This is a genomic window from Demequina ureilytica, assembly GCF_048553575.1.
In the GTDB taxonomy this organism is placed as follows: domain Bacteria; phylum Actinomycetota; class Actinomycetes; order Actinomycetales; family Demequinaceae; genus Demequina.
The window spans coordinates 1-26,882 of sequence record NZ_JBLZIE010000002.1 but is presented as its reverse complement, the minus strand read 5'-3'; the positions used below and the strand labels follow the sequence as shown (position 1 = coordinate 26,882).

Below are 26,882 nucleotides of genomic sequence, written 5' to 3'. Positions count from 1 at the left end.
GCTCACGCACTGGTAGCCTCACGCCAGAAACTCAAAGGGGCACGCATGGCTGACAATAAGGGCGACCGCAACCGCAAGGGCGCCGGCAATGACAAGGGCGCCGTCAACGACACGGTGCCGCTCGACATCCCGGGCGCGCGCGGCGACGTGACCGTCACCGGCGCCGAGCGCATCTTCTACAAGGTGCAGATCGACGGCGAGCCGGTCAAGCGCAAGGGCGGCGGCTGGACCATCCCCACGCGCGACGGCGGCGAGGTCAAGCTCCAGTCGCGCGGGTTCATCCCCGGCTTCCAGACCCTGTACCTCGGCAACCGCGACGTGCTGCGCATGGGCGCACATGTGGGGCTGGCGGAGCGCATGGCGATGTTCCTGCCCGTGCTGTTGGTCGTGTTCCTCTTCCCCGGCGTGGTGCTGGGCGTGATCCTGTTCTTCATGAACGTGATGGCCGTGAAGAATCCGGTCATGCCCAAGGCGGCGCGCATCGGCGTCGCGATCCTGAACACGCTCGCGGGCGCGTTCATCCTGCTGCTGCTCCCCGGACTCGTCGGAGGCGGCGCAGCCAGTTAGCCTTCGATGCCCTCCGGGTGGGCGCCGTCCGTCACCGCGGAGTCGTCGGCCAGGTCGGGGCGCCTGCCCTCAACCAGTTCGACGAGCGCCTGAATGTCGGACTCCAGCGCGCGCTGCACGTTGGCGCGGAACTCGAGCTCCAGGTCAGCCGCGCGCGGGCCCTCAAGGAACGCGCGCAGCTCGACGCGGGATCCGTCGGCAGTGGGGCGGGCCTCGTGGTGCACGGTGAGCTCGGCGCCATCCAGCTCGGTGGTCTGCGCGTAGACGTAGGGCTCCTCGTATGCGGTGATGCGCACGGGCCGGGGCTCGTCGGTCATCGACTTGACCTGACCGCTCGCGCCGATGGCGATGGGCTCGTCGAGGTGGAACCACTCGACGTTGGAGGCCCACTCGGGGTGGGTCTCGTGCGCGGTCCAGCGCTCGAAGAAGGCCTCCGGCCTGGCGGAGGAGCTGACAATCACGTATCCGACATCGATCATGCGTCCCACGCTATCCCAGCGGCCCCGCCCCCGCCCCGCCACACCCCCTCACACCCTCACACCACGTCCCACCCGCGAACTAGGCAACTCATGTCCACGTTCAGGGCCAAAGCCGGTGTCACGAGGCAACTCACGCTCAGTGCGGCCGATGCGGGGGCTGGGCCAGCGCCCACGCTCAGGGTTACAGTGGTGGGCATGAGCACGAGCGAGCGCCCCGCCATCGCGGTCGACGCACGCCTGCCACGGGAGCCCGAGGTGCCAACGCACCCGGCACCTTCGCCGTTTATCTAGGCCCAGGGAGAACCCCTGGGCCTGCGTGCGCAAGGTAAGCCCCCGCATCGGCCGGGGGTCCGCTATGCGCCGGTAGACTTCCCGACGGAAACCCGAACCCCCTGGAATGGCACTCATGACTGACCTGTCTCCCCTCGACGCCGCCGGCGTCGACGCGGCCGTTGCCGACGCGTTGAACGCGATCGCCGCCGCCACCACGCTCGAGGAGCTCAAGGAGGCGCGCCTGGCTCACACGGGCGACAAGGCGCCCTTGAGCCTCGCCAACCGCGGCATCAAGGATCTGGAGCCCGCGGACAAGGCCACTGCCGGTAAGACGATGGGTGCGGCGCGCGGTCGCGTGCAGCAGGCCATCGCCGCCCGGCAGGAGGAGCTCGAGGCCGAGCGCGACGCGCGCGTGCTGGCCGAGGAGACCGTCGACGTCACGCTGCCCGTGACGCGCACCCTCCAAGGAGCGCGCCACCCGCTGGAGACCATGCAGGAGCGCATGTGTGACACGTTCGTCGCGATGGGCTGGGAGGTGGCCGAGGGGCCGGAGATGGAGGCGGAGTGGTTCAACTTCGACGCCCTCAACTTCGACCCGGACCACCCGGCGCGCGAGATGCAGGACACGTTCTTCATCGACCCGCCCGAATCCGGCCTGCTGCTGCGCACCCACACGTCGCCGGTCCAGGTGCGCGCCGCACTCGAGCGCCGCGACGCCCTGGTGAATGAGGGCCGCGGCATCTACGTGGTGTGCCCGGGCAAGACGTTCCGCACTGATGAGTTGGACGCCACCCACACGCCGGTGTTCCACCAGATCGAGGGCCTCGCGGTCGACAAGGGCCTGACGATGGCTCACCTCAAGGGCACGCTCGACGCGTTCGCGCGCAGCCTCTTCGGGCCCGATGCGGTCACGCGCCTGCGCCCGTCGTTCTTCCCCTTCACGGAGCCGAGCGCGGAGATGGACCTGCGCTGCTTTGTCTGCCAGGGCGAGGACACCACCTGCCGCACGTGCTCCGGCACCGGCTGGATCGAGTGGGGCGGCTGCGGCATGACGCACCCCAACGTGCTGATCGCCGCGGGGATCGACCCGGAGGAGTACACGGCGTTCGCGTTCGGCATGGGGATCGAGCGCACGCTGATGTTCCGCCACGGGGTGAAGGACATGCGCGACATGGTCGAGGGCGATGTGCGCTTCTCACAGCAGTTCGGGATGGAGTTGTAATGCCCAAGATTCCGCTTAACTGGCTCGCGGAGTCCGTGGACCTGGTACCCGGTCACACCGCCGAGGATGTTGCCGTCGCACTTGCGAAGGTGGGGCTCGAAGAGGAGAGCATCGAGGGCGGTGGCGTCAGCGGCCCCCTCGTCATTGGCCGCGTGCTGTCCGTGGTCCCCGAGGTCGCCTCCAACGGCAAGACCATCAACTACTGCCGCGTGGACGTGGGGGAGCACAACGACCCCGCGGGCCCCGGCCACAAGCCCGACAACAAGGACGAGTACCCGGAGTCCAAGGGAATCGTCTGCGGTGCGCACAACTTCGCCGAGGGCGACTACGTGGTGTGCATCCTGCCCGGCGGCGTGCTGCCAGGGCCGTTTCCCATCGGTGGGCGCAAGACGTACGGTCACTGGTCCGACGGCATGATCTGCTCCGCGAAGGAGCTGGGCCTCGGCGAGGAGACGGGCGGCATCGTGGTGCTCGCCTCGCCGTCAGGCGCCTCTGAGGTCACCATGCCCGGCGTGGTCGCCGACGGCGACCTGGTGCCCGGCAAGGACGCGATCCCGCTGCTGGGTCTCGACGAGCAGGTGCTCGAGATCAACGTCACGCCCGACCGCGGGTACTCGTTCTCGGTGCGCGGCGTCGCGCGTGAGTACAGCCACGCAACCGGCCAGACATTCCGCGATCCCGCGGTGCTGGAGATCTCGGGATCGCGGGTGGCCGATGCCGCCCGGACCGAGGCCTTCGAGGTCGCCATCGAAGACAAGGCGCCCGTGCGCGGCACCGTGGGCTGCGACCGGTTCGCGGCGAGGGTGCTGCGCGGCTTCAACCCGGCCGCGGCTACTCCGACGTGGATGAAGCGCCGGCTGGAGCAGACGGGCATGCGCTCGATCTCTCTCGCCGTGGACGTCACCAACTACGTGATGCTCGAGCTGGGTCAGCCGCTGCACGCCTACGACCTCGAGAAGCTGGTGGAGCCCATCGTGGTGCGCCGCGCGGTCAAGGGTGAGGTGCTCGAGACTCTGGACGACGTGGAGCGTAAGCTCCACCCGGAGGACCTGCTCATTGCGGACTCGGCGGGCGGCGACGGTTTCCGTCCCATCGGCCTCGCTGGTGTGATGGGCGGTGCTGTCACTGAGGTGTCGGCGTCGACCGTCGACATCCTGCTCGAGGGCGCGCACTTTGACCCCATCACGATCGCGCGCACGGCCCGCCGTCACAAGCTGGGCTCGGAGGCGTCGCGCCGTTTCGAGCGCGGAGTCGACACCACGCTCGCGCCCATCGCAGTCGAGCGCGCGCTGGGGCTCATGCAGGAGTTCGGTGGGGGCCGGCTGGACGAGGTCTGGACTGACGTCAACCTGACGGTCGCGCCCAAGCCCATCTCGATGGACGCGGGCTACCCCTCGCGCATCGTGGGAGTCGAGTATTCGGCCGATGCGGTCGTGGAAGCCCTCATGAAGGTGGGCTGTGCGGTGGCGAGAGACGGCGACCAGTTGACGGTGACGCCGCCAACCTGGCGCCCTGACCTCGAGCTGCCCATCAACCTGGTCGAGGAGGTCGCGCGCCTGCAGGGCTACGACGACCTCCCGTCGGTGCTGCCGGTTGCGCCCCCCGGACGTGGATACACGCACGGCCAGAAGCTGCGCCGCTCGGTGGCGCGCACCCTGGCGGAGTCGGGCCTGACCGAGGTGCTGACGTACCCGTTCATGTCGGAGACCCGTCTGGACGAGATGCGCGTGCCGGAGGGCGACATCCGTCGCGACTCGGTGCGCCTGGCGAACCCCCTGAGCGCGGAGTACCCGCTGCTGCGCACCACACTGATGGCCACACTTGTGGATTCGGTGAAGGTCAACCTCGCGCGCGGTGCTCAGGACGTGGCCGTGTACGAGCTGGGCCGTGCCTACCGCGCCTCGCGCATGTCGGAGATCCCCAAGGGGTTCAGCGGCGACGCGATCACGCCGGACGACGTCGAGGCTCTCGACGCGGCGCTAGGCGAGCAGCCCCGTCGCGCGGCCGGCATCATGACGGGCCACCGGGTGCGTGCGGGCTGGAACGGCCACGCGACGTCCTGGGACTGGACCGATGCGCTTGCCGCCGTGGAGCGGATCATCGGCGTCGCTGGTGTCGAGGTGCGCGTCGTGGCCGACGCGGTCGAGCCCTGGCACCCCGGCCGATGCGCCACCTACTATCTGGGCGACGACCTGCTCGGAGTAGCGGGGGAGATGCACCCCAAGGTCCTCGAAACCCTGGGACTGCCGCCCCGCACGGTGGCGTTCGAGCTCGTACTCGACCCGCTGATCCAGGCGACCGAAGGTGTGATCTACGCCGCCGAGGCCGTGTCGCAGCAGGTGCTCGCGAAGGAGGACTTCGCGTTCGTCGTGACCAATGACGTCGCCGCGGGCGACCTGGTGCGAGCGGTGCGCGACGCCGGGGGAGACCTGGTGGAGTCGGCGCGCGTCTTCGACGTCTACACGGGCGAGCAGGTGGGCGAAGGCAAGAAGTCGCTGGCCGTGAACGTCGTGATGCGAGCCGCCGACCACACCCTGAGCGCCGACGAGGTGCTGGGCGTGCGCGAGGCGATCATCGCGGCGGCGGAGCAGGAGTTCGGAGCCGTGCTGCGGTAGGGGTCGTACGGGCTGACGTGTTCAACGTTGGGCGTTACTGTGCGATGTTATGGTCCATTGAGCCGAGGGGAGTGCTCTATGGACAGTGGGTTCGGTCGGACTCGTCAGGGTTCATCTGGGCACACCCTGCTGGAACCGTCGCGGCTAGCGCGGATGGGTCGTGCGGTCCTCTAGTGGCAGCGCGTGGCCAGAATCCTGGCGGGACCTCCCGTGGCCACGACATTGCAAGGTTCGACCTGTGGCGATAGCGGTCATGTTCATGATGGAGAACGGCTATGACTCCTGATCGTTACGTGGCTGAGGACGGCTCGGGTGTGTTCGCACCGTTTCACGTGCCCGATCTCGTGCCTCCCGTGGGGTCCTGCGCGCAGGTCGATCTCCTGTTTGTGTTCGAGTCCCCGCACACCTGCGAGTTGGCGCACGGCCTGCCCGTCATTGGTGCGACAGGGGTGGCTGCACTCGCATATCTGCTCGATGACACCAGCAGCCGGGAGGCCCTCGGTAGTTGGGTCGCGCGCAAGCAAGCGGTGGGCGACTACTCGGTCGGCGTCATGAACACCTGCCTCGTTCCTTTGCAGTCCCAAGCCTTGGCCGCAACGGGCGCTCCGCCTCTCTCGTCCACAGACTGGGAGACTGTACGTGCCGTGCGCGCCTCGGCCTCAAGGTCTCCCTCGTCGATGACGAACGTGCCCGGGCGACAAGCAACCTACGCGTTGGCCAAGGCGTTCGATACGCGCCTTCACAGAGTTCCTTTCGGTGGGGCTGCCCAGTTGGTGGTAGCGGGTGCGTTCGCACATCGCATTCTCCGGTCCATCTCAACGACGTCAACTCCGGCCGCGTTGTACGTGCCGCACCCTTCGCACAACCGGTGGTCCTGGTCCGATAACGCATCGCACCCCGGGCTTGCCGATGCACGACGACTATTCGCCCGATACGTCCCCTAGTTGTACTTCCACGTCCAGGCGGTCCGTCGTGTCAATCGCTGCTTGGCCCCGTCTTCGGCCAGGACCGCTGGATCCGAAAGTGGATGAGCCATGTTGCACAGTCTGACTTGCCTGTAAGTCTCGTAGTGGCTGACCTGGGGCCGGCTGGCAGGGTTGGAGCTCGTGCTCCGACTGGTCGTGACTCGTGAATCGCCTGGCCTTCTGCTTTCAGCAGTGTGCCTGTCGCGAATCCGTCGGACCGCGCCTATGGTCACGTACGGCTCGTGGATGGCAGATATGGTGCAAATGGAGTCTCGCCTGCGGCGCTCCCCGGTCACGGTGTAGCTCCGTGCTTCCGCACGAGCGCGAGCAGGTCCTCGCGGATGGCGTCCTCGGACGCGACGACCGCTCGACCCCTGTTAACCAATCCGGCGAGATTCGATATCTCACTCAACCGTCCCCACTCAACAATGCTCGCAACGAACTGGTGCACCTGCGCCTCCGTCAGCGGCTGCCGCTCCCAGTCGATGAGCAGGTCGTGCGCCCCTTGTTGCGCCCACGAGGTCCTTAGTCGGTTGGCTTCGATAACGAGGGGGCGACCGTGCCGGTTGAACGCGACGACGGGGACAGTATCGATGGAGACGTCTACGCTCCCGAAAGCGTCGGGGACGACGTTGATGACCTCGGTGCTGGGACTAGCGGCAATAGCGGGGTAGGTGTCCCACCTGGCGCACTCGTGTGTGTCATCGGGATAGGCACATATCGTGCAGGCCTTCGTCTGGCCGCTCATGGTCGTTTCCTTCCGCCGTGGGTACGCGGCCCTGTTGGAGTTTTTCATGGAGGTCCGCTGCACGGATGTGACAGGTTGTAGTCACGCCGCCAGTGACGGCGCTCGTCGAGTTTCCCCGGAGTTCTCGGCGGATTCCAGCGGTCGTCGCTACACGGACTTGTTCTGAATGCTAGCGAAGAGGTCATGTGGTGTCTTCCAGCCGAGGGTCTTGCGCGGACGCCGGTTGAGCTCGTCACTGACTCGCTGGAGATCTTCGGTGGTGTCGCCGAGGATGTCACCCCAGGCTCCGACGGGTCGGTTCGTGGTGATCACGATGGAGGCTTTCAGGTAGCGCTGCGCGACGCCGGGGGAGACCTGGTCGAGGCGGCGCGCGTGTTCGACGTCTACACGGGCGAGCAGGTAGGCGAAGGCAAGAAGTCGCTGGCAGTGGACGTCGTGATGCGAGCCGCCGACCACACCCTGAGCGCCGACGAGGTGCTGGGCGTGCGGGAGGCCATCATCGCGAAGGCTGAGCGCGACTTCGGAGCCGTGCTGAGGTAGCCGACAAAGCCAAGAACGGATCGTCCCGAAGTATTTCGGTCCCGGATGAGCGAAGTCGTTCATTAGCCACCTGTGTGACGGTGTCAGCGCGATCTGATACATATTTCGTTCTCTGCATTACTCTTTACCGTTGAGTGGCAAATAGCTCGAAGGCTGGCACGCGGAACTTAGTATCGGTGCGATGGCGGAAAGTCAATACGACACGAGCGGAGCTCGATAGCCCCGCAGTACAAGGTCGTAAGCGACGCTTTGGATGCGAGAGCGCGCATCTCGGCGTATTGGCCTGTACGGAGAACTTGGGTCGTCAGATCACCAAGGCGGAGGTTTGATCACCTTTCGGAGTTCCATGGATACCGGTCTGTCGTAGCCTCTGGTAGCGCACGGCTCATGGACTCTGCATTGAGTGCACGGTTGGCATACTATTCACCGGTGAAGGGTTCGAGGACTCACGGTGGAGATATAGCGCGCTTTCCGGGCTCGAATCCTGTCGAACTAGTCGAAAGCAGGATCGAGGAGCCGCTTGTACCGGGCTTCGAAGGCAGTTCGGCCACCCTCCATGATTTCACAGACTGCGTTCCGGACCTCCCGAATCTGAATCGATCCAGAGGCTGATAACACTGGCAACTTTCCGTATTTGAGTACCAGTACATTCTCGGCGTCCGCGTTTACGACAACGTTCGGATTGTGCGTCACGACGATCACCTGCCTATTATTCTTGATAGACCGGAGGGCTGCAACGATAAGGGTGAATATCACATCATTGTCGAGGTCATCTTCCGGTTGATCCAATATCATCGGTTCTTCACCGACTGCCAACACGATCGTGAGGATCGCTGCGGTCCGTTGTCCCGGGGATCCAACCGTCACGCTCTTAAACGCGTCCTTGGAATCGCGGCGGTACCGCACGTCAAGTTCATCCTCTGGAAACCAGAGGTGGAGCTCAGTCTCGAGTGCTCCAATGTCGAGCGACTGGAGGTGCTTCACCAGTTTGGCGGGCATCCTGAAGCCGTGTGCATTTGTCTTCTCCGCAGAACTCGCGCTCTGTGCGGACTCAAGCAGACGCGTCCGCAGTTTCGTCAAACCGGCCACCCACTTCGGATCTCGTGGATTCTTCGCCGCGACGGAGCCTAGGCCATTCAGAGCGTCAAACGCCTCGTCGAAAGCGCTCGTCTTCTGAAGCACCCGACGCAGGCCATTCTCGAACGAGGTGGGACTCGCCTGCGCGTGTAGACGTACGCTAACGTTGTCGAGAACAATCTTTTCGATCACCTCGCGGCGGCGGCGCGTCAAGACCGCCCGGTGTTCGGCGAGTGCCTGAGCGGCGGAGGTCGCGTCCGTGACGGCGCTTGCATGCTGTTCAACGGCGAGGTCGACCTCTTCGATCTTCGCCATCACTTGTTGCTTTCTCTCTTTCAGCTCCCGGAGATGATCGGCCGTGCCTTCCTTTTTGCTGGAAGGTTCGTCGGCGACAGTGAGTTGACTGCGAAGGGTGCGAATACGAGCTAATCGGTCTGACGATTCATTCGCAGCAGCGAAAGCGTCGTGTGCTGCATCTAATTCCTCTGTCGTAGTTCGCACCGCAGAGATCGCTTCCGCATTCGCAATTTGCCACGTCTCGACGTGGGATTCCTGCGATGGCCGTTGGTCAGCCTGTCCGACTGCGTTATCCGACTCGGGCTCTGGTGACGCAGTCGGAGCCTCATGGGAATCCTGGCTCTCGCTGGCTGGAGCTGGGGCGAGCCCTTCTACGTCTTCAAGCGCCGCATGAAGATCCGCCACGAAGGCCTCGACCATGGTCTTCTCGCCCGCAAGCTCCTGCTCTTGATCCTCGAGAGATTCGAGCTCTCGGCTTTCGGCGGAGTCAAGTCGAAGAGCAAGCGACTTGATTTGCGGCTCAAGATCCGAAAGTTCGCCTCGCAGACCAGTGCTCGTCGCGATTTTGGCTTCGAGGGCTTGCACTTCCGTCCGCGCCTTGCGGTACGCGGTCTCGAGTTCCGACCATTTTCGATCCCACTCTGGCCGGTTCACTGAACTTTGGCGATCCACCATCGTCAGGAGGTGATTCGGCTGTCTGGCGCTCTCAAATAGTTGCTTCTGACTATAGATCTGCACGGGGAATCGATCCTTCGCCGAGCCCTCCTCGCGGACCCAGTTGCCGCTTTCTACATCCCAGGCGTTGATCGTTGTGGCGCTAGGTTCGCTACCTCGCCAACTGGCCCGATAGGTCCGGCACCGCTTTGATATCCCTAAAGTTATCTCGGTAGATTCATCCCAGAATCTGTCTGCGTGGACCCCGTTGTTGGGGTCGAACCACCGCAGGTCCTGAGCGAGTGGAGCAGGGAGATCGTCGAAGACTCCCATCGTCGTGCGCATCATCTCGACCAGAGAGGACTTTCCGGCACCTCGGCCGCCGATTACCGTATTGAGCCACGGCCCGAAGGAGTACGAGGCAGAGGTGTTGTCGTGCTCCACTGAGAGGGATTCGATGTGTGAGTGGCGGATCTCTCCCGGCGCGGAACTGTCGCCGGATGCGCGAATCACCGAGTCCGGTCCGTCCGCGATGGCTATCCTTAGGCCGCTCTGGTTAGGCAACTGCATCTTTACCCAGGTGTAGTGACTCCCTGGGTACTTGGCTTCGGCGTCATCGGCTGCCGTGCTTCCGTCGAGGTGATGGGCATCGCTTCCCTGCAACGGGACGAAGTCTCGCAACTGCTTGCGGTATGAGCCTCCGTCGTCCTTCATTTCAATCGCGTGGATGTGTTTCGAGCGGAGGATCTTGTCAAGCGTGCGCTTGTCGAAGCCTAGAACGTTCGCGCGTTCTGCGTCTGCATGGGCGGGAACGGCTAGCCCTCCGGCGTTGGCGACAATCTTCACCACATCTAGGAAGCTTGAATTGGTGCTTGCGCTCGCTGTTCCGCGTTCCGAACTCGGAATCCCGGCGTTGGCAAGCGTGTCTTCGATGACGCCAGGAGCTGTATCGCGGTCGAATACAGCGAGCAGGTGGTACCCGCCCTCAACAGTTATCTCGACTCCAGCGATCAGCACTAGATCGCGGTATCCCTCTGTCTTGTCCGGGTCCATGGCGGCTAGAGCCTGTCGTGCGGCTGTTATCCCGTCGGCGGTGTTGTGGTCCGCGATCACGACAACATCAATCTCGGCCGCCATGTATGCACGAAGCCACTCTTCGTAGGTGACCTCAGACTTTGCGGGCTCATCATCCAGGCCCCCGAAGTCGAACGAAGCCGGTGTATGAGCGTGGAAGTCTACTTTCCACCAGCGTGCACCCACATGGGCGGCTGGGTTGCTCGGGCCAGCGCCGTCGTGGTCAGTTCCCGAGTTGCCCATCGTGTTCTTCCCTTCCTGTTTTCGACATGACTGTCGTCCACGATTGTCTTTGCCGCTTGCACAGTGATGGTAGCGAACGGCGTCCATCGAGCAATCGGCGGGTTTGCACGGAGCCTGGCCTAGCTATGGGCATGACTTCCACCGGTGGCTGCTCTTCGTCGTCGCGGGCGCCGAGTCAGCGATCGTCTCTTCCGCGTAGCGTCCGGTGACAGGGATCGTGAATGTGAGTACCTCCGGCACCAGCATCGACCGCCTCCGACAGACGCCCGAGATCGCACCGGGCCCACGCGCGTTGCTCCTTATCAGTGCCGCTGCTCGAGGCGGCCCACTGCGACGTAGGTTGCGGCCGGCGACGGCTAAGAGCGCCCAGCCGCCGGTGGGGTGGCGATCCACGGAAGATTGGTCTCGATAACCGTTGTGTCGCCTTGGCCGCGATGGACGCCGGTGTCGCTAATCGCGAAAATGCTCTCGGCGAGTTTTCCTAGCACCAGCGAACGTGAGGGGTCGTCCGTGTGCATCGACCTTGCTAGCAGGTTGTATGTGTCGATGGCGGCGGCACGCTGCCGGTATACGGCTCGCAGGTGCACGTGGACACGGTAGTTGCGCGCGCAGAACGCGAGGCCAAAGGTGGTGGCGGCGATGACAATGGCTTTGGTTCCGGCGCTCGCCACATACTGACGCCAATCCCCGGTGTGCGGGATTGTAGCGATAGCCCAGTATCCCCCGGCGGTAAGGAGCAGACCTAATGCTGCGACCGCGAATAGCCATCTCTGCATGCTTCGGCTGTGAGACTCGGCTTCCGTTGAATATGCCCGCGCCAGGGCGCCCGTGCCGGCCCGCTCGGCCAAGTCCCGTAGCTCTTCGGCCAGTCGCTCTGCGTCGGCCTGCGCCTCCGAAGCGGCTATACGCGCCTCGCGGGCGTAGTCCAGTTCGTCGGCCCAAGAGACGCTCCCTCCGCGCACGAGTGGCCTAACCGTTGCAGTGATCTCCGTTGAAAGGTCTCCGAGTCGCGACAGTGCCTGGAACGCGCGCTCAGGATTACTTGGCATCCAGCGTGAGTACTCGGTCACTTGCCCGACCAAGTTTTGCGCCAATTGGCGCACCCGGTGTATTTCGCTGTCGGCCAGTTCTTCCTCTGGCTCGCTGTTGAAGGCGATCAGAAACTGTCTGGCGACGCGGTACCGCTCGACGGCAACCCGAGCCGGATCACCCTTGCCTCTACCGAGTGCTGCGTCGATCTCGTCAACGTCAGGCAGGTCGTCGGAGTTCGGCAACTTGGCGATTTGTTCGTGAATTAGTCCCACAACTCCCCCTCGGTACTGAGCAAACTACGTATTGCACTCGGCACGCCCCGAGGGCGTTCGGTGCTTTGATTTCGCGGGTCTCGTCTTCGCACGTCTGCTGCTAAGTGCACTATGTGGAGAGGAATAGCGCGGAATGATAGTCGTCGCCGTCCATACGAGTACATGCGCGCCATCCTGCGCTCGCCCAGAACTCATCGACACCGGCAGAGAAGGCGGCAAGCGCACGACGAGGCCGAAGACCGCTCAACTGGCCCAATGCCTGGTGGCCGACTCCTCGTCGACGGAGATCCGTTCGCACTTCGAAATACTCGATAAGCCACACCGGACCAAAGCCGGCCATCTCCTCGTACGCACGTCCGAGTTCGTGCTCCTGGTGGAGCTGTGCGCGCACGACTTCGCCTCCTTCACCCGCCCAGGTATAGAGCTCGCGCCGGCTGAGGATTGAATTGCGGATTGGCGCCTCCCACCAGTCTCGCCTGAATCCCTTGGTGTGTGAGTCGAACGTGTCCACCCGATCGATTACCAAGCTTCGTCCTGCGTCTAGGGCGCCCTTGCCTGTGTCCACTGTGCAAGCATGGCACCTTTGAGGCTCGAGGTCATCGAAGACACAGCACGTCGGATGAGCGAGTGGTGCCGACCTTGCCGGATGGATGGTGCGGTGCTGAGTCACGCGCCCATCGTTCACAGGCATCCGCCAAGTGCCTAGATCCACCCCTGCTCGCGCGCGTAACGTGCGGCATCGTGCCGGTTGGTCGTATGCGTCTTCCCGATGGCGCTCGACAGGTAATTCCGGACAGTCCCCGGTGCGAGGTGAAGGATCTTCGAGATGTCGGTGACTGAGTAGCCGTCGCTCGCGACCCGCAGCACATCCTTCTCGCGCTCCGTCAGCGGGGAGTCGTCGATCAGCGCCTGCGCCGACACGCTCGGGTCGACATGACGACCTCCGCCGGCGACGTGGGCGATTGCGTCCGCGATCGTGTCGGGCGCCGACTGCTTGCCGAGGAACCCGCGCACGCCTAACTTCAGTGCGCTGCGCAGCATGCCGGGGCGCGCGTGGCGGGTGAGCATGAGGACCGATTGGTCGGGATGCTCCGCGAGCACGGCACTGGCGACGTCGAGCCCGTCCAGGCCGGGCATCTCAAGATCCAGCACCAGCACATCGGGCAGGTGCTGCTTGAACGCGGCCAGCGCCTGGTGCCCGTCCGCTACCTCGGCGACGACCTCGATGTCTCCCTCGAGCGGGAGCAGAGTGGCGAGTGCGGTGCGGATCAGGCCCTCGTCGTCGGCCAGCACCACCCGGATGGTCACGCCGCCACCCGGCCGCACGTGAGGCTGAGCGTGAACGCATCGGCCTCATGCGAAACCTCCAGCGCGCCCCCGGACTCGGCGACGCGCTCGCGCAGGGCCGCAAGGCCCCGCTCAGGCCGCACCGTGCCGGTGGCGCCGTCGTTGCTGATGGTGAGCGCATCGGCCGTAATAGCGATGCTGACGTTGCGTGCGACCGGGTGCCGCAGGATGTTGGTGGTCCCCTCGCGCAATACGAGCGCGAACAGATCCTCGTTGGCCGAGACTCGCGTGTCGCCGCCCGAGACGTCGACCTCCATACCTGCCGCGGTCATGAGCGCGGTGGCGTTCACCAGCTCGGACGCGAAGGACAGTCGCCGGGTCGAATTCACGAGCTGCTGAGCCTGATCGATGGTCTCGCCGGTGAGTCGCTCGATCTCTGCAAGCTCGGCGGCCACGCGCTCGGGGTCGGTGTGCTGGAGCCGCGCCGCGACAGCCGCCTTGAGCTTGATGACGTGGAGGGTGTGGCCCTGGATGTCGTGGAGGTCGGCCGCGAAGCGCATGCGCTCCTTGACCACCGCGAGCTCGGCATCCGACGCGCGCATCGCGTCGAGCTCGGTGAACAGCTTCCATGCGATGTCGTTAAGCCAGAAGGTGGCGATGAAGAGCACGGTATAGAAGAGCGAGCCGACCACGAAGCCAAGGGTCGAGTCCGGATTGCTCACGAGGCTGAGCAGGGCAGTCGCGCCGATCAGCGCCACAAGGGCCAACGACCACAACGACCGCGACCACGGGCGGGTGGCGACGATGACGCCGCCGATGAGTGCGACCGGGACGGCTGCCGGGACATCCACGCCCACGAGGATGGCGACGGCCCAGGTGATCTCCGCGAAGGCGAGCGCCCCGAGCAGCACAGGCAGCCGGGGAGGGGAATGCCACCTGCTCACGACCCAGATCGCCGCGATGAGGCTCGGGGCGACGAGGGCGGGGTGCCACCACGGGCCTGCCGAGAGGATCAGTGAGAGTCCGCCCACCAGGATTCCGGTCCCCACGATCGTGTAGGTCGTGATCGCGCGCATGCGCGTGAGGGGGCGAACTTCCGTAGTGGTCATTCGGCGTTCGACCTCCTCTGCGAGCGGCCTGGTAGCGGGGTGTGGACACCCATTTTCGCCTGCGGCCGTGGCTGGCACTAGTGACGCTGTGTCATGCCGAGCTGGTGACTTGGTGACACTTCTGCGAAACCGCGATTCCGAGGATTCTGATGCCGTCCAGTTCCGCGGGTCCCTCAACCGAAGGTCTCGCCGCCCTCTTCCCACCTTAAGGATCAATCATGTTGTTTGACGGAATCGGTGACTACTTCATCCAGCTGCTCGAATTCGTGGCCGACCTCGAATCGTGGCAGCAGATTGGCGGTCTCATCCTCGTGAGCGCCATCCCCTTCATTGAGTCCTACATGGGGAGCTTCATGGGCATCCTCGTGGGGCTGGATCCCATCGTCGCGGTCGCGATCGCCTCAGTCGGCAATGCGATCACGACGTTCCTACTCATCGCCGGCGCCGCTCGCGCCCGTAGAGCGGTCATCAATGGGCGCAGTGGCGGGGCGACGTCCGTGCCGACCAAGCGCCGCCAGAAGATCGAGAAGTATATGGATCGGTTCGGCGTGCCTGGCGTTTCGCTGCTCGGTCCATTCGCACTTCCCAGCCAGTTCACCGGACCCACCATGGTCGCGCTCGGTGCCTCGGCACGCAGCGTGTACTTCTGGATGGGGATCTCGATCATCGCGTGGGGAGTGTTGTTCGGCTTCTTCACCGAGTTCGCGATTCGGTGGTTCGGCTGAGCGACAGACTCCAAGTCCGCGGGCGCATCGGCGGCACGACGGCCGATGCGCTCGCGGCTTGGCGTCTCGCCCGCACCACTCCTTCCGCCCAGGTGGTGTCGGAGCATCGCCGTAGGGTGCTCGCATGGTTGAGATCGCGAACAGTCGCTGGGTTGTCACCGGAGCCGCGGGGACCATCGGAACTGAGCTACGCGCCGCCCTTCACGAGCGTCAGGTGGCACTTGTCTCGACAGACATCGTCACCACAACGCCGGTAGGGCAAGACGACCGAGTGGTGCAGGCCGACGTAGGGGATCTCGACGCCATGGTGGCCCTGTGTGAGGGCGCTGACGGGGTGATCCATTTGGGCGGCATCCCAGATGAGGCAGATTTCCACGAATTGGCGACGGTGAACATCGTGGGCACGTATCACGTGCTCGAGGCCGCTCGACGGGCAGGAGTGCCTCGAGTGGTCTACGCCAGTAGCAACCGTCTGACGGGCATGTATCCCGCAGGCACGATGGTTTCGCCCGACATGCCCGCCCGGCCCGATGGTTTTAATGGCGTCTCTAAGGTGGCGGGCGAGGCGCTGTGTCAGTTGTACACCGACAAGTTCGGGATCAGCACCGTCTCGGTGCGCATCGGCAGTTACGAGCAGCAGCCGGGCTCGCCGCGCGAGCAGCGCACCTGGCTGAGCCCCGCCGATGCGGTGCGCGCGCTCCTCGCCGCCATGACGACCACGCAAGCGAGTGCTGTATTCTACGCGGTCTCCGCGAACTCCGAACGCTGGTGGGACCTCGACGCAGGAACGGCAATTGGGTTCGTCCCCGAGGACGATGCGGCCGGCTGGGGTGCGCTCGAGCCGATTGACGCCAGCATGCCGCAGGGTGGGCGCTACGCGTCCGAGGAGTACTCGCTAGACCGCATGCGAGAGTAGCCGGCGCTCTCTTCAGCGCTCTCGAGGCTGGCCTCGTCGTCGAGATTCGCCCACGTCGTCATCGCCGTCGCGGTCGCATCGTCTCGTTGGGGTGGCTGATCAGTTCGTAGATCGCCGTGAGGTGGTCCTGACCATCGCTGCCGAGAAGCTGCGCCGGTTGATTCGGTCGATCACGACGCCCATGCACGTTCCGGCAAGCACTGCGGGCCCGACGGCGGCGATCGAGTTGCCCAGCGCGGACAAGGTGTAGGAGGCGAGGTAGGTCGCAGGTAGGAGCTTCATGCGTTGAGCAAGAAATATGACGCCGCGTCGGAGTCAAGAAAGATGTCTCAACCCGCTGCCAAGGCGACGTCGACACTGCGGCCACCCGCGCATCGGCCCCGTTGACGGGCGCGCTCCCGCCCGCCGCGGTCAGGCCCCCTCACACACGACAACCCTGCCGCCCGAGTGGACGGCAGGGTTGTGGTCGTGCGGCCTAGTGTTGCGAGGGCCGTGGATCAGTCGATCGCGGCCTGCCAATCCTGCAAGTCCGCGATCTTGCCGCGAAGCAGGTCGGCGGTGGCGTCGTCCTTCACGTGGGCCCGCACCTGGGCCGAGGCGGCGTTGAGCTTGCCCGCAGCCGCAGTGTGGTTGCCGGCTTCCGCCTTTGCCTGAGCCTTGTCCAGCTGCTTGGTGATGCGGTCAGCAGCCTTGTCGCTGACGCTGCCATCGTCGACCAGGTCATCGATCAGCGTGTTGACCTCGTACCAGGTCACGCAGTTGCCGCCGCCGTCGACCGCGCCGGCGGTCCACTCGATGCCGCCGAGCAGGTGCTCGAGGAACGCCGGCTCGACAAACGAGGCCTCGGTGTGGCCGGCGCCGGTGTACCAAGAGCGAGCGCCCTCGAAGTTGTGGCACCAGGACAGGGGGTGGTCCGCACCCATGGAACCGCCGTTGTAGGTGGTCTCGTCGAGACTGGTGAGAACGCGGACCTCGGGGCGCGGCGACACGTTGAAGTTGTACCACTCGTCATACCGCTCCCAGGTCTCGCCGAGGTGATCGGTGGAGGGGTGCGTCTGGTCCTCAACGATCTGCACCGCATCCTGGTTTTGCGGGTGGCCGACAAAGCGCGCTCCGCCGCCGGTCAGTTGCGAGTACCACGGGATCGTGTGCATCGTGTCGGTCGCCGCGTGGACGCCGGCATACCCGCCACCGTTGCGGATGTAGCCCTGGAACGCCTCGAGCTCCGACTCGTCGAGGAGCGTCCGCGTCGCCGGATTCATGTTGTTCGTGGCGTCCACGGTGGAGACGAACACGATGGTGGCGTACTGCTCGAGGTCCTCCGCCGAGGTGAACGGCGTGCTCGGCAGGGTGCGCTCCGGCTGGCCGGGGGAGTCACGCCAGAAGCTGTTGCTATCGGTGGGCGGATCCCACACATCGACGCTGAAATCGTTGGCCTCGCCGAGGGCCATGATCGCTGTGGTGGCCTCGTCGATGCTGGAGTGGCGGAAGCCGAGCGTCTTGCCGACGACGAGCACCTCATAGGGCTCGTTAGCGGCGACCTCGCCGGGGTCATCATCAACTGCGCCGGCGGGGACGCTGGCGAGCAAAGGAAGGGCGAGCGCGCCTCCTAGGGCGGCCGCCAGGGACGTACGTATCAGACGGTTCATAGGGACTCCTGGCCATCGTCAGTGGGCGGTCCTCGTTGACCGCCGCAATTCGACGGTAGGCACATTTCGCGTGTCCTGCAACTTATAGAGTCGTGTCAATTGCGTGAGGCGGATCACGTACATTGGGGGCGATCACGAGGAGGTGGCGGCCGTGGCGGCTAGATCGAATGGACCGGAACCAGCAGGCAGATCGACTTCAGGGCCGGCAAGGGTGGCCGCTCCACGGGGGCGGGTCGTCGTCATCGTGGCACTGGTATCGGTGCTGGTGGGAGCCGTCCTGGGGGCTGCAGTGGTCGGCGTGCTCGCGGGCCAGAGCACGGGCGATGGCGCGGCCCAGGCCTCTGCGACCCCCGAACCCGGGTCCATCGAGTCCATCGCCGCCGAGCTGGCCGAGGGGCAGCGGCAGGAGTCCGCCGACCTCGCTGAGGAGCTGGCGTCGGCCGGGGAGGTCGCCCACGACCTGCTCGGGGATGTGCTCGTAGGACTGGCCGCCGTGGTCCCGCCGGACGACGGGTCGGGTGCGACCGACCTGGATGCCGGGGCGCAGGCCGACGTCGAAGAGTGGATTTCCGCTCTCGACCAGGCCGAAGACGCGCTGTCGGCCACCGGCCAGGGCAACGACGACCAGGCCGTGACGCGGGCCGCCTTCCTCGGATCGGTGGCACTCCTCCGTTCGGCTGTGGAGGATGTCGCGGCGGCCCAGGCCTCCGAGCCCGGTCGCCAGCAGGACCTGCTGGCGGACGTCGGGCGCGACCGCCTCGAGGCCGTCAGCCTGTGGCAGGCGGGTGGGGCCAGGCTCGACTCTCTTGTGCTTGAGACGGGCGGCGACCACATCCACCTTTTCCTGGACCCGAGCGGAGACCCCGACGCGGTCCCGGAGGAGTTTCAGAACCACGCAGACGACTGACGGCTGGCGCTTCCCGGTGCCGGAGACCGAGGACGGGGAGCCCCGGGCACAGGGCCGATGCGGGGGCTGAGTCGCCTGCCTACCGCGGGCCGTACACTGGCTGGGTGAGCTTTCAGGAGGTGGTCGGCGCCCGTATCGCCGGCATCAGGGCGTGACGCCCCGGCCGCGCCATTCGGCGCGGCCACAGTGTCAACCCTGAAAACCTCCACCCGAGCGGCGCCATGCGCGCGCCCCGGGTGTCTTCGAAAGCGACACCTCATGCTCCCTTTTCCCGAGAAGACCCTCCGCGCGTCCTTCATCAACGCCTCCCGCAAGGAGGTCAACGATCTCACCCTGCCCGCCGACTTTGATCGACTCGACTGGGACGGGCTCGACTACCTGGGCTGGCGCGACCCCAAGCTCCCGCGGCGCGCATACGCGATCGTTCCGACTCTCGAGCGCGAGCTCGTCGGAGTACTGTTCCGGCATCCCGGCTCATTGCCGCGCTCGCGTGCACAGTGCTCGTGGTGCCACGACGTGACTCTCCCGAACGACGTGGTGCTCTACAACGCCAAGCTGCCGGGCAAGGCAGGGCGGAACGGTGACACTGTCAGCACACTCGTCTGCCAGGACTTTCAATGCTCGGTCAACGTCCGCAGGACGCCCAAGGCCTGGTACGAGGGCTTCGACGTCGAGGCGGCGCGATTGCGGCAGATCGAGGACCTGCAGTTGCGCGCGGCGGCGTTCGTGGCAGAGATCGCCTGACGCCTGGGACGGCTGCGTGCCGCCAGCGCCCTGACCGTGAACTCCAATCGATCACGGTCAGGGCCGCCCAGAAAACGGGAACGACACCGAAGCTGAAGCCCCGCGCCGTCGCGAGCGGCGCGCTGACCAGTCCCGGGAGCGCGGTGAGAGTGCCAAGCGCGACCGCAGCCAAAGGCACGAGCGCTGCCTCGGACCCGTCGAGGTGCCGCAGATCGATCGTCTCGACCACGGCCTTGCCCGCGAGGCGGCGTGAGGACCCGGGCGCACTCACCGTGGCCGCGACGCTTGCGGCACTGGGCTCTCAACGCGCAACGACGGCCGGTGGCAGGGTCCGGACAGGAAGAAGTGGAAAGCGTGAGTTTCGCCGGCTTCGCGCTATCGGTGAGGGAACTCGGAAACGATCCTGTTGGGCAGGACAATGACGGGCATGGAACCCGAGCCCATCCTCGCGTGGTACTCCGTGCGATGTGTCTTCGTACTCGAATCCATTGGCGAGGATGACTACACCTATGAGGAGCGAATCACGCTGTGGCGGTCTGCGTCTGCAGAGAGCGCCATGGAGAGCGCAGAGCAGGAGGCCAACGACTATGCGGGTGCGTTCCACGACAAGAACTCGACGATGAAATACGTCGGATTGGCGCAGTGCTTTCGAATCGCCGACGACCTCGGTATCGGCGTAGAGATCTTCTCCTTGATGCGAGATAGCGCGCTCGAACCCGACGAGTACATCACCCGGTTCTTTGACAACGGCGGCGAGCGACAAATGCGCATTGAGGAATGATGGCCTCCACACAGGAGCAGCCGACCCGGCGACCACGTCCATGGCTGCACCTGCTGTGGCTGATGCCAGCGCCGTTGGCGCTGGCTGGCGCCGCGCTATTGCTCGGGAGCATCAACCTGTGTGGGTTAGGGCATTGTGATCGGCCCGGATATGGTTGGGCGTTCAACGTCCGCACCGCAGGAACGCTGGGCTACTTGGCGTTCGCCGTAGTCGTCACCGCCGTGCCGGCCGCGCTCGTACCCTGGAACGCCCGTCATGCCAAGCGGTGGATATGGAGTTTCGCTGCGGCGCTGGCCCTCATCGCGATGCCTTTCCTGGTCCTCCATGCTGGGCGATACGGCTGATCGCAGAACGGCACGGTCGGTCAAAGCCCGCTGGTGTAGCCGGGCGGCATATTCACGCGGAGGCTTCTGGGTCGCCTCGGGCTTGTACGGTGGAGCCGCATGAAACCTTTCCTCTATGCCCTCGCCGGAATGGCTACTGGCGCCATATTGGTGCTCGCGACCGGGTTCCTTGAGATGCGGATCAGCGCAGCACGCGACGGGGTCTCGCTGGACGCCAACAACGAGGTTGAACTGCTGGTCGGTTCGCACATACCCGTCTGGCTCATTGTGGGGCGTGCGCTTTTGGGCGTCGCCGCGATCGCGGTGTTGACGCTCGCGACGATGCGGATTGATCTCCGCGAATCGAGAACGGCTAGCGCTGCCTTTGCGGCGCTCGTGCTTGGCATCATTGTGGTGTCGTACATGGCGTGGCCCTATCAATCGGTTCCTCACGTCGACGACACGGGACCGTACGGCGGCGGCTTGCTCGGCTGGATCGAGTACGGAGGACGGAGCTCCGCCGTTCAGCTGGTGGCCGTGACGGCCGTTCTACTGGCCTCGTTCGGTCACGTGTTGCGCCCCCGCCGGCCGGTTCTCGACTAGATCCACCGCTGCCCGCGCCCGTGGCGCGGAGTGAGTGACGAGCAGTCATCTGGGCCTTGCCGATGGCGTTCGCCGCGTTCGACATCGAGGCTATCTGAGCCTAGTGACTGGCTGTGCACCGCCCGCGCAGCGGCGTTAGCCTCGAAGCATGGACGACTTCAACACCGATGCTCGAAGCATGAATGACTTCAACAACGACCGTTTCGTCGAAGCCAAGAGCGAGCTCTCCATGGAGCAGATCGTGGAGATCATCGCCGAGCGGGAGACCTTCTTGGCGGACGACATGGGCGAACTCCTCGGCCAGTACGGTGCCGCCATCAAGTTGGACCGTACTGGCGAGGGCGGCGCCTCCTGGATGGTGGAACCTGAATTTCGGGAGTTCCTGAAGCGCAGTCTCTAGGCCGGCACGCGTAGGCGCGCACCTGCCATCCCCGCGAAGGCGATCACGACGACTGCTCCGGCGAGGCCCGCCCAGAACACGGGATCGACCCCCAGGCTGAACCCGCGCACCATCGCGAGCGATGCCCCGACCAGTCCCGGCAGCGCGGTCAGTGTGCCGAGCGCCGCGGCGGCAACAGCCACCAGTGCCGCCTCGATGCCGAGCATTGACCGCATCTGCCGACGAGTCGCGCCGAGCCGGCCCAGCAGCGCGAACTCGCCAGCCCTCGATCGGGTCGCGATCACCAGCGCGTTGCCGGCCGCGATTCCAATGAACGCGAGCAGCACCATCAGCAGCACGTTCGAGAGTCGACTGTCGGAGCTGCCCATCTCCGTCGCGGCGTCGACGTAGTCGTCGACGGGCACGAGCGAGAGTCCTGCCTCGTCGGCCGCGCGCAGCACGGCATCCTGATCGCCGGCAACGGCCTCGACGATGACCGTCGGGGAGCCCGCACCAGCGGCATCGACATCATCCGGCCCGACGATCAGCCCTCCCAGTCCGAGCCCACGTTCGTAGATCGCGACGATGGTCGGCGCCGACTCGGACCCATCGGGGTGGCGCAGGTCAATCGTGTCGCCCAGTCCCTTGCCCGTCAGCGTCAGCCCGTCCGAGGCAAGCGCGATCGTATCGGCGCCCTCGAGCTCCGCGAGGTCCCCCTCGGTCACGTCAGGATCGACGAGCCCGGAGGGGTCGTCGAGCATCATCACGGACCCCGCCTCCCATGAGAGCCCGTCCATAAACGGCGCATCCTCGTCGGTGGCTTCTACTTTCACCTGGACCATCCCCGTGCCCATAGACGCGACAGCGGTCACGCCGGGCAGGCTTGCGAGAGTCTCGCGCGCATCGGCCGCCCGCTCAGGCGACCCCTGCCACACGAAGTCGCCCGAGATCGCACCGCCCAACTGCTGAGCGCCAGCCTGTGCGACCGTCTGGTTGAAGCCCGTCTGCACCGAGCCGAGCGACAGGAGCAGCGCGAGCGGCACCACCGCGGCAGTGAGGCGACGGGAGTAGCCGCGTGCATTCGCCGTGGCCAAGAGGCTGGCGGCGCGGGCTTGGAGCGACCGACGCCCGGCCAGCCAGGTCGCACCGCGCAGCACGAGCGCGGGCCCGGCCAGCGCGACGGCGGTGATGAACAGCAGCGCCGATGCGGCACCCGTCGCCCCGCCCATCGCTCCCGGAACAAATACAGGGGTCGTGGTGGCCGCCAGGCCACCTGCCAAGCAGACCCACGCCGCGGTGACGCGTCCCTTGCCAAGCGCGCGCGCATCGGCCGCCGTGGTGCTCACTGCGGACGTAGGGCTGAGGCGAGACATTTCGCGAGCCGCCAAGCGACCCGCGAGCCACGCGGCGGGGAGGAGCAGGACTGCCGTCCCGAGCATCGGCCATATGGAAAGAACGGGCGCGAAGCCCTCCTCGACGATGCCGCTCGAGCGCAACAGCGGCACTAGCGCCTTGGCGCCGAAGAACCCCGCGACGCTGCCCACCACGAGGGCGGCGAGAGAGATCGTCATGACCTCGGTGGAGATGAGCGACCGCACCTGGCCTCCGGTGGCGCCGACCGCGCGCAGCAGCGCGAACTCGCGGCGCCTGTCCCGCAGGGAGGCGGCGAAGGCCGATGACACGACGAACACGGCGAGCATGATCGCGACGCCGCCAAAGGACCCCATGACTGCGGGGAGCATGGTGGCGGTGGGGGAGAACGGGTCGCTCTCGCGCAGTCCCGATTCGATGAGCACGCCCGAGGCGAAGATCAGGGCCGATGCGAGCACCATCGTGAGGAGGACGCCTGCCGCGCTGGGCCAGTGGGCGCGCAGTGCGCGCAAGGAGATCTGTCGCATGGCCGTTACCGTCCCAGCTCGAGCACGCGCTGGGAGATCTGGGCGGCCGATGCGCTCGCGGCTCGGTCCACCACGGCACCATCGGCGAGGAACACCACTTCGTCGGCGGCCGATGCGACCTGAGGGTCGTGCGTGACCATCACGAGCGTCTGCTGGTAGGTGGCGACTGCGTCGCGGAGGGTTTTGAGGATGGCAGCTCCCGTGTGGGAGTCGAGGGCGCCGGTGGGCTCGTCCGCGAAGATCACCTCGGGCCGGGTGGCGAGGGCACGTGCGATCGCGACGCGCTGCGCCTGCCCGCCGGAGAGCTCGGTGGGGAGGCGGTTTGCCATGTCTTGGAGCCCGACGGTGGCGAGGAGTTCTGCCTCGCGGACCGGGTCCGGCGCCTGGTTGTCGAGCCACCACGGCAGCCGCAGGTTCTCGGAGACGCTGAGGTGGGGGAGCAAGTTGTAGGACTGGAAGATGAACCCCACACGGCGCCGGCGGAATTTGGTGAGGTTGTCCGCGGACAGGTGGCTGATGTCGGTGTCGCCGATGACGACGCGCCCCGAGGACGGCTGGTCCAGGCCGGCGGCGACGTTGAGCAGGGTCGACTTGCCGGAGCCAGAGGGGCCCATGACGGCGGTGAAAGAGCCCTTGGCGACGGCGAGGCTGACGCCGCGCAGGGCGTGGACCGGCTGCGGGCCGGTGGAGTAGGTCTTGCGGACGTCGGTGAGGCTGACGGCTGTGGTCGGCGGTGCTGTGGTGCGGGCGGGCTGTGTGGTGGCTGGGGTGCTCATAGATCTCTCCTTGGCTGGGGCGGCGCGGGATGCGCCAGCTGAGGCCAAGGTATGGATCTGGAGGGGTGCGCCTCTAGCGGCGAAAGGACCTACTGGGAGGGTTCCATCTTTGGATGGAACGCCTTCAACAGAGGGGTGCGCTGCCTCATGAGGGAAGATACGTGGCCTTTGGGGTGTTTACCCCCACGACAGAACGACCACGGCCCCCTTCTCGGGGGCCGCTACAGATTGGAAATATCTTGATCATCCTCGGCCTCATTCTCCTGATCATCGGCCTCCTGGCTTCGATCCCGGTCCTGACGACCATCGGCGGCATCCTCGTGGTGGTCGGCCTCGTCTTGGCTCTCATCGGCAGGTCCGGCAAGGGCGTCGGCGGCCGCAAGCACTACTTCTGATCCAGTAGGCGAGTTCTTGTCAACTCGCTGTTGAGTACTGCTAGACCGAAGGCGAGCACGATGGCGACCACCGCATCGTGCTCGCCTTCGGCGTTCCCGGGGGTGCCGCACGCCCCCTACCCAGCCAACCCGCGCATCGGGCGCCTGGCCTGTGCGTGATCTCCCTGGCAGCCGCCGCGCCGACGTTGCGAACCATGGCGTCCCGGGTGAGGATGGAGAGGTGCACGCCCTGGTCGGCGCTGCGACGCCGGCTCTCTACTTACGGAGGGAAGCCATGCGACACGAACACCTGACCAGAACGATTGCCCTGACCGCCGCCGGTGGCCTGCTGATCGCGGGTTGCGGCTCGGAGGACCCCGAGGTGGACATCACGACCACCTCTCCCACGACGGCCACGCCCACGGACATTGCCACGACCATCACCGCGCCCACGCCATCGCCTTCGGACGAGCCGGTGAGCACGCCGACGGAGACAGTCACGACGCAGCCCGACCCGGCCGAGGACGACGAGCCCCCCGAAGAGGAGGCGCCGTTCCCCGCGGACCGCGCCACCGACACGGCCGACGCCAGCGGTGATGCCCAACTGAGCCCCGTCGACATGCGGTTCGGAGTGCACGAGGGCTACGACCGCATCGTGCTCGACCTCGAGGGGCCCGGACAGCCCGGATGGAGCAGCTCGTACGTCGATGAACCGACGATGGCGGGTTCGGGCAGGACAGTGGATCTTGCCGGCGAGGCTTCGCTCGTGACGCACGTGGACGGAGTCGTCTACCCGACGGAGGAGGACGCTGCGGAGTACGAAGGCCCCGAGCGGTTCCAGCCTGAGGCCGCGGGCGTGATCGAGGAGGTCGTGTACGGATCTGTCTACGAGGGGCAGGTCGACATCTACGTGGGCCTCAGCTCGGAGGAGCCGTTCCGCGTGTTCAGTCTTGAGGATCCCACGCGAGTGGTCATCGACGTCCAGCACCCTTAGGGCCGATGCGCCTACCTGGGAGGCCTGTATTGTTGCGTTATCCCTGGTAGGGGGCGCGGCGCGTCGATGTCAGACCTCGGTGCTTGACTTGATTCATGGCCATTGAGACGCCTGGCATTCAGGCAGCGGAGATCGACGAGGTGAGCGCCCTGGTGGGCGAGCTCGCGTCTCGCGATGTCTCGGGCCTGTCCAAGGACCAGTTGCTCGACGTGAACGGCGCGGTGGCTCGCCTGGAGCGGGTGGTGGGCGCTCTGGGCGCCCGATGCGCGGGCGAGATTGCGCGCCGCTCCACCCCCGACCTTCCCGGTGGTGGATTGGCGCGGCGCGAGGGCCAAGGAACCGCGGGTGAGTTGTTGTCGAACGTGCGTGGCGGCACGGTCGCGGGAGCGAAGAGGTCGATTGCGGCGGGGGAGGCGTTCGCGCCCAAGCCGCCAGTGGCTGGTGATCCTGACCCAGCCAGCGCGGGGGTTGAGCAGGTGCCCGGACCGAAGTATCCGGTGGTTGCCGCGGCGTCGGTGGCGGGGGAGTTGTCGGTTGATGCCGCAGCCCTCATCGTGGGTGCTTTGAACAAGTTGTCGGATCGCGTCGAGGACGCAGCGTTGGTGGCGCTTGAGGAGCGTCTGGTGTCGCGAGCGAAGTCGATGGCTGCGCATGAGGTGCGGAAGATGGTCGCTCGTGCTGTGGCCCATGCCGACCGTGCCGGTCACGAGCAGCGTGAGCGTGAGAATCACGAGGCGAGGTTTCTGTGGTGGAAGCAGGATCACGAGGGCAATGTGGTGATCCATGGGCAGATGGATGCGGTGACGGCGGCGCCGATCATCAACGTGTTGGAGCAGATGACCACGCGGGATGTGCGCAACAAGGGTCGCAGTGATGATCCTGATGCGGACACACGAACGGTGGGTCAGATGCGGGCTGATGCGTTGTTCGAGCTGGCTCGGCACGCTTTGGGATGCACGCGGACGGAGAAGTCGGGGGTGCGGACCACGATCGTGGTGCGGATGGGCCTGTCGGATCTGATGCGTGGTCAGGGTCTGGGAAGTGTCGATGGGATCGAGCAGCCCGTGTCGGTGGGTCAGTTGCGCCGGTTGTCGGGGGATGCGGGGCTCCTTCCGCAGGTCCTGGGCGGTGACAGCGAGATCTTGGATCAGGGGGTGCGGGAGCGGTTCTTCACTGATGAGCAGCGCATCGCGTTGCTGCACCGGGATGGTGGGTGCGCGAAGTGTCATGCACCGCCGGAGCATTGCGAGGCCCATCACATTCGGTGGTGGCAGCACGGCGGCCTGACTGTCGGCGACGCTTGAAAACGAGGCCATAGCGACGGGCGAAAACGAGGCCACCCAGACAGATTGGGTGGAT

The 26,882-nt window shown here is 65.7% G+C and carries 26 protein-coding genes; 15 read left to right on the top strand and 11 right to left on the bottom strand.

Features of this window, described 5'->3' with window-relative positions; all coding sequences use genetic code 11:
* The first annotated feature begins 45 nt into the window (after window positions 1–45).
* Window positions 46–567, top strand: a complete 522-nt coding sequence (locus tag ACNI3K_RS06865; RefSeq protein WP_419391142.1) for a hypothetical protein — start codon at window positions 46–48, stop codon at window positions 565–567.
* Here ACNI3K_RS06865 and ACNI3K_RS06860 read toward each other — a convergent pair.
* A complete protein-coding gene (locus tag ACNI3K_RS06860) occupies window positions 564–1,046 on the bottom strand; it encodes a hypothetical protein (protein ID WP_419391141.1) in 483 nt (160 codons plus the stop codon). The genes ACNI3K_RS06865 and ACNI3K_RS06860 overlap by 4 nt on opposite strands.
* A 406-nt stretch (window positions 1,047–1,452) precedes the next feature.
* Here ACNI3K_RS06860 and pheS point away from each other — a divergent pair, with 406 nt between their 5' ends.
* Together pheS and pheT are read left to right on the top strand one after the other, a co-directional pair.
* Window positions 1,453–2,541, top strand: a complete 1,089-nt coding sequence (gene pheS, locus ACNI3K_RS06855) for a phenylalanine--tRNA ligase subunit alpha (protein ID WP_419391140.1) — start codon at window positions 1,453–1,455, stop codon at window positions 2,539–2,541.
* Window positions 2,541–5,156, top strand: a complete 2,616-nt coding sequence (gene pheT, locus ACNI3K_RS06850) for a phenylalanine--tRNA ligase subunit beta (RefSeq protein ID WP_419391139.1) — start codon at window positions 2,541–2,543, stop codon at window positions 5,154–5,156. Before pheS ends, pheT begins: the two co-directional genes overlap by 1 nt.
* Window positions 5,157–6,413: 1,257 nt before the next feature.
* Here the strand turns inward: pheT and ACNI3K_RS06845 are convergent.
* The gene (locus ACNI3K_RS06845) at window positions 6,414–6,869 is read right to left on the bottom strand and encodes a hypothetical protein (RefSeq protein WP_419391138.1); all 456 of its coding nucleotides are present in this window, start codon (window positions 6,867–6,869) and stop codon (window positions 6,414–6,416) included.
* Between the two features lie 183 nt (window positions 6,870–7,052).
* Here ACNI3K_RS06845 and ACNI3K_RS06840 point away from each other — a divergent pair, with 183 nt between their 5' ends.
* Window positions 7,053–7,409, top strand: a complete 357-nt coding sequence (locus ACNI3K_RS06840; RefSeq protein WP_419391137.1) for a phenylalanine--tRNA ligase subunit beta-related protein — start codon at window positions 7,053–7,055, stop codon at window positions 7,407–7,409.
* A 492-nt stretch (window positions 7,410–7,901) separates the two neighbouring features.
* Here ACNI3K_RS06840 and ACNI3K_RS06835 read toward each other — a convergent pair whose 3' ends face one another.
* The 5 genes from ACNI3K_RS06835 to ACNI3K_RS06815 all read right to left on the bottom strand — a co-directional run bounded on the left by ACNI3K_RS06835 (window position 7,902) and on the right by ACNI3K_RS06815 (window position 14,454).
* Window positions 7,902–10,754: a TrlF family AAA-like ATPase gene (locus tag ACNI3K_RS06835; protein ID WP_419391136.1), complete on the bottom strand. Its 2,853-nt coding sequence runs from the start codon at window positions 10,752–10,754 to the stop codon at window positions 7,902–7,904.
* 356 nt (window positions 10,755–11,110) lie between these two features.
* Window positions 11,111–12,058 (bottom strand): hypothetical protein, encoded by a 948-nt coding sequence (locus ACNI3K_RS06830; RefSeq protein WP_419391135.1) that lies wholly within the window; start codon window positions 12,056–12,058, stop codon window positions 11,111–11,113.
* A gap of 109 nt (window positions 12,059–12,167) precedes the next feature.
* Window positions 12,168–12,623: a hypothetical protein gene (locus ACNI3K_RS06825; protein WP_419391134.1), complete on the bottom strand. Its 456-nt coding sequence runs from the start codon at window positions 12,621–12,623 to the stop codon at window positions 12,168–12,170.
* Between the two features lie 137 nt (window positions 12,624–12,760).
* The gene (locus tag ACNI3K_RS06820; RefSeq protein ID WP_419391133.1) at window positions 12,761–13,366 is read right to left on the bottom strand and encodes a response regulator transcription factor; all 606 of its coding nucleotides are present in this window, start codon (window positions 13,364–13,366) and stop codon (window positions 12,761–12,763) included.
* The gene (locus ACNI3K_RS06815; protein WP_419391132.1) at window positions 13,363–14,454 is read right to left on the bottom strand and encodes a histidine kinase; all 1,092 of its coding nucleotides are present in this window, start codon (window positions 14,452–14,454) and stop codon (window positions 13,363–13,365) included. The genes ACNI3K_RS06820 and ACNI3K_RS06815 overlap by 4 nt, the downstream gene beginning before the upstream one ends.
* 218 nt (window positions 14,455–14,672) lie before the next feature.
* Here ACNI3K_RS06815 and ACNI3K_RS06810 point away from each other — a divergent pair, with 218 nt between their 5' ends.
* Window positions 14,673–15,179: a hypothetical protein gene (locus ACNI3K_RS06810; RefSeq protein WP_419391131.1), complete on the top strand. Its 507-nt coding sequence runs from the start codon at window positions 14,673–14,675 to the stop codon at window positions 15,177–15,179.
* A gap of 124 nt (window positions 15,180–15,303) precedes the next feature.
* Window positions 15,304–16,095 carry an NAD-dependent epimerase/dehydratase family protein gene (locus tag ACNI3K_RS06805; protein WP_419391130.1) on the top strand — a complete coding sequence of 264 codons (792 nt, stop codon included), beginning with the start codon at window positions 15,304–15,306 and terminating at the stop codon, window positions 16,093–16,095.
* A 99-nt stretch (window positions 16,096–16,194) separates the two neighbouring features.
* Here ACNI3K_RS06805 and ACNI3K_RS06800 read toward each other — a convergent pair whose 3' ends face one another.
* Complete coding sequence (locus ACNI3K_RS06800) at window positions 16,195–16,377, bottom strand: hypothetical protein (RefSeq protein ID WP_419391129.1); 183 nt, start codon at window positions 16,375–16,377, stop codon at window positions 16,195–16,197.
* A gap of 215 nt (window positions 16,378–16,592) precedes the next feature.
* Entirely contained in the window at window positions 16,593–17,744 is a 1,152-nt protein-coding gene (locus ACNI3K_RS06795) for a ThuA domain-containing protein (protein ID WP_419391128.1), read from the bottom strand.
* A 211-nt stretch (window positions 17,745–17,955) separates the two neighbouring features.
* Between ACNI3K_RS06795 and ACNI3K_RS06790 the strand changes: the two genes are divergently transcribed.
* The 6 genes from ACNI3K_RS06790 (at window position 17,956) to ACNI3K_RS06765 (ending at window position 21,502) form a co-directional block, all read left to right on the top strand.
* Window positions 17,956–18,651 carry a hypothetical protein gene (locus tag ACNI3K_RS06790; RefSeq protein WP_419391127.1) on the top strand — a complete coding sequence of 232 codons (696 nt, stop codon included), beginning with the start codon at window positions 17,956–17,958 and terminating at the stop codon, window positions 18,649–18,651.
* Window positions 18,652–18,909: 258 nt separating this feature from the next.
* Complete coding sequence (locus tag ACNI3K_RS06785; protein WP_419391126.1) at window positions 18,910–19,395, top strand: FBP domain-containing protein; 486 nt, start codon at window positions 18,910–18,912, stop codon at window positions 19,393–19,395.
* A gap of 427 nt (window positions 19,396–19,822) precedes the next feature.
* The gene (locus tag ACNI3K_RS06780; protein ID WP_419391125.1) at window positions 19,823–20,176 is read left to right on the top strand and encodes a DUF4288 domain-containing protein; all 354 of its coding nucleotides are present in this window, start codon (window positions 19,823–19,825) and stop codon (window positions 20,174–20,176) included.
* Entirely contained in the window at window positions 20,176–20,520 is a 345-nt protein-coding gene (locus tag ACNI3K_RS06775; RefSeq protein ID WP_419391124.1) for a hypothetical protein, read from the top strand. Before ACNI3K_RS06780 ends, ACNI3K_RS06775 begins: the two co-directional genes overlap by 1 nt.
* 99 nt (window positions 20,521–20,619) lie before the next feature.
* Window positions 20,620–21,102 (top strand): hypothetical protein, encoded by a 483-nt coding sequence (locus ACNI3K_RS06770; protein WP_419391123.1) that lies wholly within the window; start codon window positions 20,620–20,622, stop codon window positions 21,100–21,102.
* Between the two features lie 148 nt (window positions 21,103–21,250).
* The gene (locus tag ACNI3K_RS06765) at window positions 21,251–21,502 is read left to right on the top strand and encodes a hypothetical protein (RefSeq protein WP_419391122.1); all 252 of its coding nucleotides are present in this window, start codon (window positions 21,251–21,253) and stop codon (window positions 21,500–21,502) included.
* On the opposite strand, the gene ACNI3K_RS06760 is transcribed toward ACNI3K_RS06765, so the two are convergent.
* Entirely contained in the window at window positions 21,499–23,379 is a 1,881-nt protein-coding gene (locus ACNI3K_RS06760; RefSeq protein WP_419391121.1) for an FtsX-like permease family protein, read from the bottom strand. The genes ACNI3K_RS06765 and ACNI3K_RS06760 overlap by 4 nt on opposite strands.
* A gap of 5 nt (window positions 23,380–23,384) precedes the next feature.
* Window positions 23,385–24,155 carry an ABC transporter ATP-binding protein gene (locus ACNI3K_RS06755; protein WP_419391120.1) on the bottom strand — a complete coding sequence of 257 codons (771 nt, stop codon included), beginning with the start codon at window positions 24,153–24,155 and terminating at the stop codon, window positions 23,385–23,387.
* Between the two features lie 239 nt (window positions 24,156–24,394).
* Between ACNI3K_RS06755 and ACNI3K_RS06750 the strand changes: the two genes are divergently transcribed.
* The 3 genes from ACNI3K_RS06750 to ACNI3K_RS06740 all read left to right on the top strand — a co-directional run bounded on the left by ACNI3K_RS06750 (window position 24,395) and on the right by ACNI3K_RS06740 (window position 26,827).
* The gene (locus tag ACNI3K_RS06750) at window positions 24,395–24,550 is read left to right on the top strand and encodes a DUF6131 family protein (RefSeq protein ID WP_419391119.1); all 156 of its coding nucleotides are present in this window, start codon (window positions 24,395–24,397) and stop codon (window positions 24,548–24,550) included.
* Window positions 24,551–24,824: 274 nt separating this feature from the next.
* Entirely contained in the window at window positions 24,825–25,523 is a 699-nt protein-coding gene (locus ACNI3K_RS06745; protein WP_419391118.1) for an AMIN-like domain-containing (lipo)protein, read from the top strand.
* 95 nt (window positions 25,524–25,618) lie between these two features.
* Entirely contained in the window at window positions 25,619–26,827 is a 1,209-nt protein-coding gene (locus ACNI3K_RS06740) for an HNH endonuclease signature motif containing protein (protein ID WP_419391117.1), read from the top strand.
* Window positions 26,828–26,882 lie beyond the last annotated feature (55 nt).